General features: G+C 69.9%; 13 protein-coding genes. 9 read left to right on the top strand and 4 right to left on the bottom strand.

What is annotated here, in order from left to right; genetic code table 11:
- Positions 1-183 precede the first annotated feature (183 nt).
- Positions 184-1,800 (bottom strand): cation acetate symporter, encoded by a 1,617-nt coding sequence (locus tag ACFYZZ_RS20430; protein WP_389177612.1) that lies wholly within the window; start codon positions 1,798-1,800, stop codon positions 184-186.
- Entirely contained in the window at positions 1,797-2,303 is a 507-nt protein-coding gene (locus tag ACFYZZ_RS20425; protein WP_389177609.1) for a DUF485 domain-containing protein, read from the bottom strand. The genes ACFYZZ_RS20430 and ACFYZZ_RS20425 overlap by 4 nt, the downstream gene beginning before the upstream one ends.
- A 235-nt stretch (positions 2,304-2,538) precedes the next feature.
- On the opposite strand from ACFYZZ_RS20425, the gene ACFYZZ_RS20420 reads away from it, so the two are divergent.
- Together ACFYZZ_RS20420 and ACFYZZ_RS20415 are read left to right on the top strand one after the other, a co-directional pair.
- Positions 2,539-3,546 carry an NADP-dependent oxidoreductase gene (locus ACFYZZ_RS20420; RefSeq protein ID WP_389177606.1) on the top strand — a complete coding sequence of 336 codons (1,008 nt, stop codon included), beginning with the start codon at positions 2,539-2,541 and terminating at the stop codon, positions 3,544-3,546.
- Complete coding sequence (locus ACFYZZ_RS20415) at positions 3,543-4,346, top strand: SDR family oxidoreductase (protein ID WP_389177603.1); 804 nt, start codon at positions 3,543-3,545, stop codon at positions 4,344-4,346. The genes ACFYZZ_RS20420 and ACFYZZ_RS20415 overlap by 4 nt, the downstream gene beginning before the upstream one ends.
- 50 nt (positions 4,347-4,396) lie before the next feature.
- Here the strand turns inward: ACFYZZ_RS20415 and ACFYZZ_RS20410 are convergent, their stop codons facing one another.
- Positions 4,397-4,834, bottom strand: coding sequence for a MarR family winged helix-turn-helix transcriptional regulator (locus ACFYZZ_RS20410; protein ID WP_389177601.1), 438 nt, complete (start codon positions 4,832-4,834; stop codon positions 4,397-4,399).
- 131 nt (positions 4,835-4,965) lie between these two features.
- Between ACFYZZ_RS20410 and ACFYZZ_RS20405 the strand changes: the two genes are divergently transcribed.
- From ACFYZZ_RS20405 to ACFYZZ_RS20375, 7 genes are all read left to right on the top strand, one after another.
- The gene (locus tag ACFYZZ_RS20405) at positions 4,966-6,474 is read left to right on the top strand and encodes an MFS transporter (RefSeq protein WP_389177598.1); all 1,509 of its coding nucleotides are present in this window, start codon (positions 4,966-4,968) and stop codon (positions 6,472-6,474) included.
- 143 nt (positions 6,475-6,617) lie between these two features.
- Positions 6,618-7,415: a maleylpyruvate isomerase family mycothiol-dependent enzyme gene (locus tag ACFYZZ_RS20400; protein WP_389177595.1), complete on the top strand. Its 798-nt coding sequence runs from the start codon at positions 6,618-6,620 to the stop codon at positions 7,413-7,415.
- 439 nt (positions 7,416-7,854) lie between these two features.
- Positions 7,855-8,940, top strand: a complete 1,086-nt coding sequence (locus ACFYZZ_RS20395; protein WP_386575322.1) for an S-(hydroxymethyl)mycothiol dehydrogenase — start codon at positions 7,855-7,857, stop codon at positions 8,938-8,940.
- Positions 8,937-9,572, top strand: a complete 636-nt coding sequence (locus tag ACFYZZ_RS20390; protein WP_389177592.1) for an MBL fold metallo-hydrolase — start codon at positions 8,937-8,939, stop codon at positions 9,570-9,572. The genes ACFYZZ_RS20395 and ACFYZZ_RS20390 overlap by 4 nt, the downstream gene beginning before the upstream one ends.
- Before the next feature lie 255 nt (positions 9,573-9,827).
- Positions 9,828-10,190 (top strand): bifunctional 3-phenylpropionate/cinnamic acid dioxygenase ferredoxin subunit, encoded by a 363-nt coding sequence (locus ACFYZZ_RS20385; RefSeq protein WP_386575325.1) that lies wholly within the window; start codon positions 9,828-9,830, stop codon positions 10,188-10,190.
- Positions 10,187-11,371 carry an NAD(P)/FAD-dependent oxidoreductase gene (locus tag ACFYZZ_RS20380; RefSeq protein ID WP_389177589.1) on the top strand — a complete coding sequence of 395 codons (1,185 nt, stop codon included), beginning with the start codon at positions 10,187-10,189 and terminating at the stop codon, positions 11,369-11,371. Before ACFYZZ_RS20385 ends, ACFYZZ_RS20380 begins: the two co-directional genes overlap by 4 nt.
- Positions 11,372-11,403: 32 nt before the next feature.
- Positions 11,404-12,537, top strand: a complete 1,134-nt coding sequence (locus ACFYZZ_RS20375; RefSeq protein ID WP_389177586.1) for an aromatic ring-hydroxylating dioxygenase subunit alpha — start codon at positions 11,404-11,406, stop codon at positions 12,535-12,537.
- Between the two features lie 70 nt (positions 12,538-12,607).
- Here ACFYZZ_RS20375 and ACFYZZ_RS20370 read toward each other — a convergent pair whose 3' ends face one another.
- A complete protein-coding gene (locus tag ACFYZZ_RS20370) occupies positions 12,608-13,405 on the bottom strand; it encodes an IclR family transcriptional regulator (RefSeq protein ID WP_389177583.1) in 798 nt (265 codons plus the stop codon).
- Positions 13,406-13,548: the final 143 nt, after the last annotated feature.

The following is a 13,548-nucleotide window of genomic DNA, read 5'->3' as shown; positions in this document are numbered from 1 at the left end:
CGGCACGCGAGCTGGGGACACTGCTGCGAGGCCCGGCGGAACAGGCTTCCGAGCGGTGTCCGGTGCAGAAGCGGACGAGGTTCTCGCGGCAGCATCGCGACACCGTGCGACGGGACTTGGGCCCCTGGCGGACCACAGCGCCGGCACCGAGGCCGTTCGTGCGGTCCGCCTTCGCCGACATGGTCATTCGGCTGCGGCGAGCAGCCGGGCCTCGCTCTCCTCGTACAGCTGCTGGTTCTCGTGGCTTACGGCGGGGCGGCGCCGGTGGTCCCATCGGCTGCCCAGCCATCCCGTCAGGTAGCCGAACGGGATGGAGACCAGTCCGGTGGACTGCATGGGGAACAGGTCGAAGTCGGCGTTCGGGAAGACGGCGGACGGCGTGCCCGAAACGGCCTTGGAGAGTGACATGAGCAGCAGCGCGCAGGCCGCGCCGCCGTAGAGGGTGGCGAGCAGGCCGGTGCGTGTGAATCCCCGCCAGAACAGGGAGTAGGTGAGCGCGGGTGCCACCGCCGATGCCCCGATGCAGATGGCCAGGGTGGTCAGCACGCCGACGTTCCAGTTCTGGACCAGGGTGGCGAGCCCGATGGCAACGGTCCCCAGGGCCACGCTCGTCCACGCCGCCAGCGCCATCTCCGTGCGCGGCTCGGCCTGTCCCCGGCGCGCCGCGTGGGCGAACAGGTCGTGGGCGAGCGACGAGGCCGCGGCCAGGGTCATCCCCGCGACCGACGACAGCAGGGTGATGAACACCATGCCCGCCACGGCCGAGTAGAGAATCGTCGAGCCTGCGGAGCCGGGGGCTCCGCCGAGCACCTGCGACAGCATGAGCACCGAGGTCCTGCCCTGCGGGTCGGCCGCGGTGATGTACCGCGATCCCACCAGTGCAGCCGCGCCTGTACCCATGATGATCACGAGCAGGCAGAACGTGGTCACCGTGCCGACCGCCCACGACATGGAGCGACGTACGGCGGGCACGTCCTGCGCGGAGTACAGGCGCATCGTGATGTGGGGCAGGCAGGCCACGCCGAGGACCACGGTGATCTGGAGACCGACGAAGTCCAGCCGGTCCATGGGCGAGGTGCCCAACTGAAGGCCCTGCTGGAGGAAGGCGGGGCCCGCGCCGCTGCCGTGCTGGGCCGCCCTGAGGACGTCGCCGGGGCTCCAGTCGAAGCGGTGCAGCACCAGAGCGGCGACGACGACGCTGGTGCCGAGCAGGATCACGATCTTGATCATCTGAATGAGTGCGGTGCCCCGCATACCGCCGAGCGCCGCGTAGATAATCATCAGGCTGCCGACGATGACGATGCACACCGTCCTTGCGCCCGCCACGTGCGGGATGTTCAGGATGAAGGTGAGCAGAGACCCGGCGCCGGAGAGCTGGACGACCAGGAAGGGCAGGGTCGCCGAAAGCGTCACCACGCAGGCCGCGATACGCACGGCCCGTCCGGGCATGTTGCGGGCCAGGACGTCGCCCATGGTGAACCGGCCGGCGTTGCGCAGGGGTTCGGCCAGCAGGAACATCAGCAGTACCAGGGACAGGGCCGTGCTGACCGCGAGGACGTACCCGTCGTATCCGGCGAGCGCGATGATGCCCGTGGTGCTCAGCACCGTGGCCGCGGAGATGTAGTCGCCCGCGATCGCGAGGCCGTTCTTGAACGGGGTGAGCGAGCGGTAGCCGGTGTAGAAGTTCGTCAGGTCGTCGCGGTCCGGTCCCGCCATCACGCACATCAGCAGCGTGACGGTGACCAGCGTGGTGAACAGGATCAGGACCGTGGCCTGCGTCCCGGTGCTGAAGTCGGTCATCTCGCCATCCCCGTGTTCCGGCCGGCGGGGACCGCCCGCTCTCTGACGGCGCGGGCCAAGGGGTCCACCGAGCGTCGTGCGCTGCGTCCGTACCAGGAGACCGCCGCGAAGGTGACGACGAGCTGAAGGACCCCCAGGGCCATGCCCAGGCTCAGCTCCCCGGCGATCCTGGCCCCCATCAGGCCGGGCGCGTAACAGGACAGCACGACGTACACCACGAAGGAGCCGAGCGCCGTGAGCGTGGAGATCCGGCGGAGCAGGCGGTAGGCCGAACGCAGGGCGGCTAGGTCGGCACTGCGCCGATGAGCCTCGTGCGCGTACGGATCGCCCCAAGAGGCCTGCCCGTAGGGCGCGTTCCAGGGGGTCTGCCCGTACGGTGCGTCCCAAGGGGTTTGCCCGTACGACTCGTACCGAGGGGCGTTGGGTGCGTACCCCTGGGGCTCAACACGGGGCGGCCACCCCGTTTCTGCTGGCGGGTACCGGTGATCGTCGGCGAATGTCATCGCATGGCCTTCCGCTGCGGCTCGGATCCGTGGAGGGAGACGGGGGGTGGACGGGGGAGGGGATGGCTGTGGCGGCGCACGATACCGACTGGTTGGCATGCCCATAAGGCCACCGTGGATCACGTTTCGGGGTCGTGTGCACGACAGTGCGGCCCGGGGCGTGGTGAACGTCACACCCACCGACATACCTACTGGTCGGTACCCTACGGCGAAGCCGTGAACGACAGGAGGCGCGATGTCTGCGACCAACCGCCAGATCCGTCTGGCAGCCCGCCCCGTGGGCGAGGTCAAACCCGATGACTGGGAGCACTGTTCAGGACTCGTCGACGAGCCCGGTCCGGGCCGGTTCGCGGGCCGGACGCGCGTCATCTCCCTGGACCCGGCGATGCGGGGCTGGCTGGACGACCGTCCCTCCTACCTGCCGCCGGTGGGCATCGGCGAGGTGATGCGCGCCGGATCGGTCATCGAGGTCACCGCGTCCAACCACCCCGACTTCCAGCCGGGCGACCACGTGGTCGGCACGTTCGGCGTCCAGGAGTACGTGGTCTCCGACGGCAAGGGGGCCATGAAGGTCGACACCTCCCTCGCCCCGCCCTCGACGTATCTCGGCGCACTGGGCATGCCCGGCATGACCGCCTACTTCGGTCTGCTGGACGTCGGGGCGCTGAAGGACGGTGAGACCGTCGTGGTGTCGGGTGCGGCCGGTGCGGTCGGCACCATCGCCGGTCAGATCGCGAAGGCCAAGGGCTGCCGGGTCGTGGGCATCGCCGGAGGGCCGGAGAAGTGCGCCATGCTCACCGACGAACTGGGATTCGACGCGGCGATCGACTACCGCGCCGAGGACGTCAGGAAGGCGCTGCGCCGGGAGACCCCCGACGGCATCGACGTCTACTTCGACAACGTCGGAGGTGACATCCTCGACGCCGCCCTGACGCGACTGGCGATGCACGCGCGCGTCGTGGTCTGCGGTGCGATCAGTCAGTACAACAACGCCACGCCGGTCAAGGGCCCCTCCAACTACCTCTCGCTGCTGGTGCGCCGCGCCCGCATGGAGGGCTTCGTCGTCTTCGACTACGCCAAGCGCTACGCGCAGGCCGCGCAGGACATCTCCGCCTGGATCGCAGCCGGCCGCATCAAGGTCAAGGAACACGTGGTGAGGGGAAGCGTGGACGACTTCCCCGAGACGTTGGGGATGCTCTTCCGCGGGGAGAACGTCGGCAAGCTCGTCCTGGAGCTGTCATGACCGCCGTCGAGAGCGACGCCGCCGCACGGCCGGGACAGCCGGACGGTGCCGCGCTTCAGGGCAAGGTGGCCGTCGTCACCGGCGGTGCCAGCGGACTGGGCCGGGCCACGGCACTGGCGCTGGCGAAGGCGGGGGCGCGCGTGGTCGTCGCGGACCTCGACGCCGAGGGCGGCCGCGAGGTGGCCGAGATGGTGGGCGGCCATTTCCGCGCCTGTGACGTCTCCGACCCCGACGCCAACCGCGCGCTGGTGGAGTTCGCCCAAGAGCAGTGCGGCGGTATCGACATCGCGTTGCTCAACGCCGGGGTGGCGACCGGATGCGGCCTTGGCGAGGACTTCGACCTGGCGCGCTACCGTCGCGCGATGGGGGCCAACCTCGACGGCGTGGTCTTCGGCACCCATGCGGTGCTGCCGGCGCTGCGGGCCCGCGGTGGAGGCACGATCGTGGCGACGGCGTCCCTGGCGGGCCTGGCGGCCGTACCGCTCGATCCCCTGTATGCGGCCAACAAGCATGCGGTCGTAGGACTTACCCGCTCGCTGGGGCCGGCTCTTGCGCCGGAGAACGTGCGCTTCAACGCCGTCTGCCCCGGCTTCGCCGAGTCGCGGATCATCGATCCGCTGCGCGACATGCTCTCCGAGCAGGGACTGCCGGTCATCCCGGCGCAGGTCGTGGCGGACACGGTGCTGCGGATCGTCACCGGAGACGGCACCGGGGAGTGCTGGTTCATCCAGCCCGGCCGCGACCCGGAGCCGTTCCGTTTCCGTAAGGTCCCCGGTCCGGGCAAGCCTGACGGCACCTGAGGAGGGGGCTGAGGTACTCGGCGGCTCGCCGTCCCTGGTGAGCCGCCGGGTCAGGCAGCCGCGGCCTGCGCGGTGAAGGCGCGCTCCAGCAGCGCGTACAGGGTGTCCTGCTCCTGCTGGCTGAGCCTGTTCAGGCCGGCCAGCGTGTTGTTCATCTTCCCGCGGATCACGTCGATGACCTGCTCGCCCTCCGCGGTGAGGAGGACGTTCTTGACGCGCCGATCGGAGGGGCTGGGCTCACGGCGTACCAAGCCGCGCTTCTCCAACCGATCGATGATCCCGGTCATGTTGGAGGCGTCGCAGGTCAGCGTGGTGGCCAGCACGCTCATGGAGGCGGGCCCCCGGCGCAGCACATTGAGTGTCTTGCCCTGGCTGGCCGTGAGGTTCTCGCTCGCGGCGGCGACCGTGAAGTCGCCGTAGTAGGCAGCCAGCGACACGGAGAGCAGCTCCATGAGCTGGGCGGGGGTGACGCGGGGGAGTGCCGTCATGCTGGGCACCTTACCCCCGGAAACTTGACGATCTCAAATATTGACGGCTACGGTCTCGCCCATTACTTGAAGTTCTCAAGCTTCGATGTTCTGAAGTAGTTCGTCGAAGTCTCACTGAGGGAAGAGATTCCGTGTCTCACGAACAGCACACGGCGGCCGGACGGCGCTCGGCGGACACCGCGATCGTCCTGGTGCTAGGCCTTGCCGCGATGGTCGTCTCGATGATGCAGACCCTGGTCGTCCCGATCCTGGGCATCATTCAGAGCGACCTGCACGCCACCACCGCGAACGTCAGCTGGGTGACCACCGCCACGCTCCTGTCGGCCGCCGTCTTCACCCCGCTGCTCGGCCGCTTCGGCGACCAGCACGGCAAGAAGCCCACCCTCGTAGGCGTTCTGCTCGTGATGATCGCGGGCTCGGTCCTCGCCGCCACCACCACCTCGCTGACGTGGCTGATCGTCGGCCGCGTGATGCAGGGAGCGGCGACCGCGATCTTCCCGCTCGCGCTCTCCATCCTGCGCGAGGAGATCAAGCCGGAGAAGCTGCACGGTGCCATGGCCCTGGTCAGCGGCACGCTCGCGTTCGGCAGCGGGCTCGCGCTGGTCGGCGCGGGGCTCCTCACCCGCGGCTCCGACCCCGACTACCACCGGGTCTTCTGGCTCGCGGTGGTGCTCGCGACGGTGGCGCTGGCGGGAGCGCTGTTCACGGTGCCCGCTTCCCGGACGACGACGGGAGGCCGGACGGACTGGCTGGGCGCGGTCACTCTGGCGACGCTGCTGGTGCTGCTGCTTCTGCCCATCTCGCAGGGGCACGAGTGGGGCTGGACGTCCGGCCGTACGCTCGGCTCCTTCGCCGGGGCGGTCGTCATGGCGGTCGTGTGGGTCATCACCGAGAGCCGGGTCGGGGAACCGATGGTGGACATGAAGATGTTCGCCCACCGGCCCGTTCTCTTCACCAACCTGGCCGGGTTGTTGCTGGGGTTCGCGATGTTCGCCCAGTTCATCGGCGTCTCCTACCTCGTCCAGATGCCGGAGAAGATCGCGGGCTACGGCTTCGGCGCTTCCGTGCTCGAAGCGTCCGTCGTGTATCTGCTTCCGACCACACTCGTTTCGCTCGCGGGCGCCCAGTTCGGCGGCGTACTGGTGCGCCGGCTCGGCGCGCGCTTCACCCTGGCCGCCGGGGCCGGCTTCGGAGTGCTCGGCTTCACCTGGCTGAGCGTCGCGCACGATACGACCGCGTCGGTGATCGGCGCGGGCATGGTCATCGGCCTGGCGATCAGCTTCGGCTATGCAGCCATGCCGGCGCTCATCGTCGCCAGCGTCCCCGCCCACCAGTCCGGCATCGCCAACGGCATCAACTCCATCTCCCGCTCGGTCGGCAGCGCCGTCGCCAGCGCGGTGATCACCTCACTCCTGGCGTCGAAGACCATCCCGCTTCCCGCCGGAGCGCCCGCTCTGCCCCAGGAGAGCCAGTTCACGACAAGCTTCGTGATCGCCGGCGTGGCCTTCGGCCTGGTGGTCGCCGTGTCCCTCCTCGGCATCAAGTCGGCACATGCACCTCGTACGCCCGTGTCGAAGAAGGCCGCCGACTCCGGGACGCCGGGGACCGCAGAGACGGAAGCCGACGCCGAGCTCGTGTGACCGTGCTTCATGCACCGCCGCCGGCCCTGCGCACGGGCGGGGCCGGCACAGCACCTGTGTCCAACGACGGGTTCAGCCACGACAAGGCCGTCATCGGCCGACCGTCCGGTTGAACCCGCGGTTTCTCCGAAAGGCACGTCACGATGAAGACGTCTGACCACACCGGGCACGAGCCCGGTTTCACCTCGGTCGATCACCGCGCGGCGGTCGCGGCGGAGACCGCCCGGTTCGTCGCGGCGGTCAAGGACGCCGACCTGGCCACAGCGGTGCCGAGCTGTCCGGGCTGGACGCTGGCCGACCTGGTCAAGCACACCGGCAGCGTCCAGCGCTGGTTCTCGGTCCTGCTGCGGGCGCGTATCCAGGAACCCCCGCGCACCCGTGAGGTGGACCTTCGGCTCCCGGACCAGGAGGACGGATACGCCGACTGGCTGGCCGAGAGCGCGACCGTGGCCGCGGACGCCTTCGCGGCCACCGACCCGGACCTGCCGATGTGGGCATGGGGCGCCGACCAGTACGCCCGGTTCTGGGCCCGCCGGATGCTCTTCGAGACCCTGCTGCACCGAACCGACGCCGAGTTCGCACTCGGACTCCGGCCCGCGATCGACCGCCCGGTCGCGGTCGACGGGATCGACGAGTTCCTCGTCAATCTGCCCTTCGCCGGTTTCTTCGCCCCCAAGGTGGCCGACCTGCGCGGCCCCGACAGGACCATCCGCTTCCGCGCGACCGACGGGGACGATGCCTGGGTCGTCCGACTGCGGCCCGACGGCTTCGGGCTCGACACGGCCCACCCGGCATCGGCCGCCGTTGATGCGACCGTCGAGGGAACCGCGGCCGACCTGCTCCTGCTCGTCTACGGCCGGCTGCCCTACGAGGCAGAGGCCCTCGCCCACGAGGGTGACGAGCAGCTGCTGGCCCACTGGTTCGCCAACTCCGCCTTCTGAGAAGGCGCCACTCTGGTGACCGCGGAGGTAGGGGACGATCACGCGGTAGGCCTCGGCCGCCGGCAGGGGAGCGCGACATCGACGTAGCTTTGACATCCTCCCCCTCTCAAAAGACGGGGATTCCAGCCCAGTTGGGTTGAGGTTCACGGGCGTTCGAACGGCCGGCGGCCGCTGCCACCCCTCCGGCACCGGCTGAGCGCCGGGGGCGGGGACGAGCCGCACGCTGAGGCTGCTCCGTCGATGTGCACGGTTGCTCCGCCCGACCCCTCGGCGGGCGGAGCAACCGGCTGGGCCGTAAGCCCGTTGCCCCGCAGGTCTGCGTCTACCGCCTGACGGATCCTTGACCGCTGCTTCGGCCTCCGCGATGCTGTGTTGCGAAACACGAGATGCGTACCGCATTAGGCAACGTCTCGTCCCTCTCGTCAGCCGAGGAGTGGCCATGTCTCAGCAGGTCCGAGCGGTCGTCGCGCGGAGCAAGGGCGCCCCTGTCAGTCTGGAAACGATCGTCGTGCCCGACCCCGGCCCGGGTGAGGCCCTGGTCAAGATCGAGGCCTGCGGCGTGTGCCACACCGATCTGCACTATCGCGAGGGCGGCATCAGCGACGATTTCCCGTTCCTGCTGGGGCACGAGGCGGCGGGGGTGGTCGAGGCTGTCGGCGAGGGGGTCACCGACGTGGCACCCGGTGACTTCGTGATCCTGAACTGGCGTGCCGTGTGCGGACAGTGCCGGGCCTGTCTGCGCGGGCGGCCCTGGTACTGCTTCAACACGCACAACGCGAAGCAGAGGATGACCCTGACCGACGGCACGGAGCTGTCGCCGGCGCTGGGGATCGGCGCCTTCGCCGAGAAGACGCTCGTCGCGGCCGGGCAGTGCACCAAGGTGGACCGGGCCGCGTCGGCGGCCGCCGCCGGACTGCTGGGCTGCGGGGTGATGGCGGGCCTCGGCGCGGCCATCAACACCGGCAACGTCGGGCGCGGTGACACCGTGGCGGTCATCGGCTGCGGCGGCGTGGGGGACGCGGCCATCGTCGGGGCCAAGCTCGCGGGCGCTGCGAAGGTCATCGCCGTGGACATCGACGATCGCAAGCTGGCCACGGCCGCGAAGCTGGGCGCGACCCACACGGTCAACTCCAAGGAGACCGACGCGGTCGACGCGGTGCGTGAGCTGACCGGGGGCTTCGGCGCCGACGTCGTCATCGAGGCGGTGGGCCGTCCGGAGACCTACCGGCAGGCCTTCTACGCCCGCGATCTCGCCGGGACCGTGGTGCTGGTCGGTGTGCCGACCCCGGAGATGAAGCTGGAGCTGCCGCTGCTGGACGTCTTCGGCCGGGGCGGGGCGCTGAAGTCCTCGTGGTACGGGGACTGCCTGCCCTCCCGTGACTTCCCGATGCTCATCGACCTCTATCTGCAGGGCCGCCTCGACCTGGACGCCTTCGTCACCGAGACCATCGCCCTGGACGAGGTCGAGAAGGCCTTCGAGCGCATGCACCACGGCGACGTCCTGCGCTCGGTGGTGGTCCTGTGACGACCGGCGCCCGTATCGAACACCTCGTCACCTCGGGGACGTTCTCGCTGGACGGCGGCACCTGGGACGTCGACAACAACGTGTGGATCGTGGGGGACGACGACGAGGCGCTCGTCATCGACGCCGCCCATGACGCCGACGCAATCGTCCGGGCCCTCGGCGGACGCACCCTGCGGGCGATCGTGTGCACGCATGCCCACAACGACCACATCGACGCCGCGCCCGAACTCGCCGACCGGACCGGCGCCCCGATCCTGCTGCACACCGACGATCTGCCGCTGTGGAAACAGACCCATCCCGAGCGGCTGCCCGACGGCGAACTGGCCGACGGGCAGCGCATCCCGGTCGCGGGTACCGAGCTGACCGTGCTGCACACCCCGGGCCATGCCCCCGGAGCCGTCTGTCTGCACGCCCCGGACCTCTCCGCGCTCTTCAGCGGCGACACGCTGTTCGCCGGCGGGCCGGGGGCGACGGGACGGTCGTACAGCGACTTCCCCACCATCATCACCTCGATCGGGGACCGGCTCCTCGGCCTGCCGGAGGGCACCGTCGTGCACACCGGCCACGGGGAGACCACCACCGTCGGTGCCGAGGCGCCGCATCTCCAGGAGTGGATCGACCGCGGTTTCTGACCGCGTCGGCTCAGCGAGCGGCCCTGACCCGGTGACGGACCTCGTGGACGGCACCGGGTCGGGGTCGTCGTCGTACCCGGCGAGGCCGTGTCCCCCTTGTTCACCTGCGCTTTCGAGGTCGCTTCGGCGTGCCTCGAAGACCGTCGTCGGACCGTGCAGAACCCGGCCTGTGGACGCCTTGACAACGCTTCAGAACGGCCCGCAGACTGGCGTTGCGTCAATCGCAATCCGTTTCGTTATACGCACCGAGGTGTCATGATGATTCCCGCGTGCCGTCTCGCGGATCTGCCGCGAGGCGAGGCCCAACGGCTCGACATCGACCCGCCCGTGTCGGTGTTCCACACCGACGACGGCGAGCTCTTCGCCATCGACGACACGTGCACCCACCAGGACGCCTCGCTCGCCGACGGCTGGCTGGAGGGCTGCGAGGTCGAATGCCCCTTGCACGCCTCCAAGTTCGACCTCAGGACCGGAGCCGTGGACGCACCCCCGGCCAAGCTCCCGGTCCGCACCCACGAGGTCGTCGTCGAGGACGGGATGGTCTACGTCCGGCTGTCCACGGACGCGCCCAACCTGCCGCCGTGCGTCGCCGCCCGCCTCGCCGGAGGCCCCGCGTGAGGACCGTCGCCGTGGTGGGCGCGTCGCTGGCCGGTCTGTCGGCGGCGCGCTCACTGCGGCAGCGCGGGTACGACGGCCGGCTCGTCGTCATCGGCGACGAGCCCCACCGCCCGTACGACAGGCCGCCGCTGTCCAAGGAGTTCCTGGCCGGTGCCGTCGGCGAGGCGGACCTGGCACTGGAGCGGGACGACGAGGAACTCCGGGCGGAGTGGGTGCTCGGGGTCCGCGCCACCGGGCTCGACCGCACCGAGCGGGCGATCCGGCTCGCCGACGACCGCGAGATCCGCGCCGACGGCGTGGTCATCGCGACCGGAGCCGCCGCCCGTACCCTGCCCGGCACCGAGGGACTTGCCGGGGTCCACGTGCTGCGCACCGTCGACGACGCCCGCGCCCTGCGGGACGACCTCGCCCGCGGCGGACGGCTGGTGGTGATCGGCGGCGGGTTCATCGGCGCCGAGGTGGCCTCCACGGCGTACGCCCTCGGCCTCGACGTGACCGTGATCGAGGCGGCGCCGACACCGCTGGCCAGACCGCTCGGCGAGGCGATGGGCCGGGTCGTCTCGGCCCTCCACGCCGACCACGGCGTACGGCTGCTGTGCGGGGTCGGGGTGAAGGGGCTGAGCGGGGAGCACAGGGTCGATGCCGTCCTGCTGGAGGACGGCCGCTCCGTGCCCGCCGACACCGTCGTCGTCGGGGTCGGCGCGCATCCCTGCGTCGAGTGGCTTCAGGGGTCCGGCGTCGCGCTCGACAACGGCGTGAAGTGCGGCGCCGACGGGCGCACCAGCCTGGCCGGGGTGGTCGCCGTGGGCGACTGCGCCAACTGGTACGACCCGCACACCGGAATCCACCGCAGGGTCGAGCACTGGACCGGCGCACTGGAACGGCCCGACGCCGCCGTGGCCACGCTGCTCGCGCACGGTGCCACGGAACCGGGTGTCCCACGGCCGCCGTACTTCTGGTCCGACCAGTACGGCGTGAAGATCCAGTTCGTCGGCCACGCCGCCGGGGCCGACAGTGTGACGGTCGAGGAGGGCTCCACCGACGACCGCAGCTTCCTGGCCGTCTACCGGCGGGCCGACCGGCCGGTCGCCGCGCTCGGGATGAACCAGCCGCGGCTGTTCACCCGCTGGCGCAAGCAGTTCACCGCCACGGCATCGCGACACCGCGCCGGCGACCTCTGATCCTTCCACGACGTTTTCCGAGGAGTGCAGCGTTGACCTCGACAAACCTGCCGGACAGCCTCATCGCCACCCTTCCCGGCTCCGCCTACACGGACCCCGCAGTCTTCGCCCTGGAGCAGGAGCGCATCTTCGAGTCGATGTGGTTCTGCGTCGCCCGGGCCGCGGACCTGCCGAAGCCCGGCGCCTTCCGTACCGTCGACGTGGGCCGCGAGAGCATCCTCGTCACCCGAGCCCGGGACGACTCGATCCGCGCCTACTTCAACGTCTGCCGGCACCGCGGAGCCAAGCTCTGCACCGAGGATTCCGGCGAGGTCAAGCGGGCCTTCCAGTGCCCGTACCACGCCTGGACCTACGGCCTGGACGGCAAGCTGGTCGCGGCGCCCAACCTCACCAAGATGCCCGACATCGGCCGCACCGAGTACGGGCTGGTGAGTGTGGCCGTGCGCGAATGGCTCGGCTATGTCTGGGTGTGCCTCGCGGAGGACCCGCCCTCCTTCGAAGACGACGTGATCGGGGCCGTGGTCGAGCGGCTGGGCGACGTCGAGTCGATCGAGCGCTACGACATCGACAACCTCGCGGTGGGCAGGCGGATCGTCTACGACGTCAGGGCGAACTGGAAGCTCATCATCGAGAACTTCATGGAGTGCTACCACTGCGCCACGATCCATCCCGAACTCACCGAGGTGCTGCCCGAGTTCGCCGACGGATACGCCGCCCAGTACTACGTCGGCCACGGAGCCGAGTTCGGCGAGGACGTCCAGGGCTTCACCGTCGACGGCACCGAGGGACTGGACCGCATCCCCTCAGTCTCCGCGGACCAGGACCGCCGGTACTACGCGATCACCGTCAAGCCGCAGGTGTTCATCAACCTGGTGCCCGACCACGTGATCTTCCACCGGATGTATCCGGTCGCCGTCGACCGCACCGTCGTCGAGTGCGACTGGCTCTATCTCCCGCACGTGGTGGAGAGCGGCAAGGACGTCGGCCGGTCCGTGGAACTCTTCGACCGGGTCAACCGCCAGGACTTCGACGCCTGCGAGCGCACCCAGCCGGGCATGAGCTCACGGCTGTACGCCAAGGGCGGTGTGCTGGTGCCCAGCGAGCACCACATCGGCGCCTTCCATGACTGGGTGCACGAGCGGCTCGGCACACAGCAGCCGGAGTGAGCCGGAGGAGGGCGCCCGTGGCCCGCGCGGGGGGCGAACGCGGGCCCTGCGGCGGTCGTACTGTGTGCGCTCAGCCCAGGTACCCCATGCGATGGCTGATCTCCTCCGCGCCCTTCACCAGCACCGGAGCCAGCTCGTGCATGCGCTCCTCGGTGAACCGGTACGACGGCCCGGAGGCACTGATCGACCCGATGACCTGGCCATCCCGGTCCCGGATCGGCGCGGCCATGGCGTGCAGCCCGATCTCCAGCTCCTCCAGCGTCCAGGCGTAACCGCGCTCCCGGGCCTCGGCGAGATTCTTCTCCAGCTTCGCCTTCGAGGAGATCGTGTGCGGGGTCAGCTTCTTCAGGCCGGCCTCCGTGACCAGCGCGGCGCGCTCCTGGGCCGGCAGATGGGCCAGCATGATCTTGCCGCTGGAGGTGGCGTGCAGGGGAGTCAGCTGGCCGACCCAGTTGTGCGCGGTGACGGCGGACTGGCCACGCACCTGGTAGAGGTTGATCGCGTAGTGCTCCTGCATCACCGCGATGTTGACCGTCTCGCCGATCTCCTCGGCCAGGCGCTCGCACACCGGACGGCTCTGCTGGGTGATGTCGATGCGTCCCGTCACCGCGCCCGCCAGGCGTACGATGCCGAAACCGAGCCGGTACTTGCCGCGCTCGCCCGCCTGCTCGACGAGACCGCGCGCCTCCAGGGCGCCGAGCAGACGGAACGCGGTCGACTTGTGAACATCGATCTCGGCGGCCACCTCGCTCACGCCCGCCTCGCCGCGCTGGGCGAGGATCTCCAGAACGCTGATGGCCCGGTCGACGGACTGCACGCCGCCCGACGGTGAACCGTTCGTTTCGGTATCCGGACTGTAGTTGCTCATAGCGGAACTATACGCGCAGTAAACAACACCGCGGCAAGTAACGCGGTGTGAACAAAGATCTTACAAGTTGCGTTGTTCGCAACCTGGTGCGCATCGCGATACCCGTATTAGCATCCCCGCAAGCGACGACGCGAGCGAGACGA

Source organism: Streptomyces sp. NPDC001816 (genome assembly GCF_042892235.1).
GTDB lineage: Bacteria > Actinomycetota > Actinomycetes > Streptomycetales > Streptomycetaceae > Streptomyces.
Note: the sequence above shows the minus strand (reverse complement) of the source record. Positions and strands in the feature narration are given on the sequence as shown.

What these genes read in the sequence shown, in the direction of transcription:
- ACFYZZ_RS20430 (WP_389177612.1), bottom strand. Translation starts at nt 1,800, where the DNA reads ATGACCGACTTCAGCACCGGGACGCAGGCCACGGTCCTGATCCTGTTC.
- ACFYZZ_RS20425 (WP_389177609.1), bottom strand. Translation starts at nt 2,303, where the DNA reads ATGACATTCGCCGACGATCACCGGTACCCGCCAGCAGAAACGGGGTGG.
- ACFYZZ_RS20420 (WP_389177606.1), top strand. Translation starts at nt 2,539, where the DNA reads ATGTCTGCGACCAACCGCCAGATCCGTCTGGCAGCCCGCCCCGTGGGC.
- ACFYZZ_RS20415 (WP_389177603.1), top strand. Translation starts at nt 3,543, where the DNA reads ATGACCGCCGTCGAGAGCGACGCCGCCGCACGGCCGGGACAGCCGGAC.
- ACFYZZ_RS20410 (WP_389177601.1), bottom strand. Translation starts at nt 4,834, where the DNA reads ATGACGGCACTCCCCCGCGTCACCCCCGCCCAGCTCATGGAGCTGCTC.
- ACFYZZ_RS20400 (WP_389177595.1), top strand. Translation starts at nt 6,618, where the DNA reads ATGAAGACGTCTGACCACACCGGGCACGAGCCCGGTTTCACCTCGGTC.
- ACFYZZ_RS20395 (WP_386575322.1), top strand. Translation starts at nt 7,855, where the DNA reads ATGTCTCAGCAGGTCCGAGCGGTCGTCGCGCGGAGCAAGGGCGCCCCT.
- ACFYZZ_RS20385 (WP_386575325.1), top strand. Translation starts at nt 9,828, where the DNA reads ATGATGATTCCCGCGTGCCGTCTCGCGGATCTGCCGCGAGGCGAGGCC.
- ACFYZZ_RS20370 (WP_389177583.1), bottom strand. Translation starts at nt 13,405, where the DNA reads ATGAGCAACTACAGTCCGGATACCGAAACGAACGGTTCACCGTCGGGC.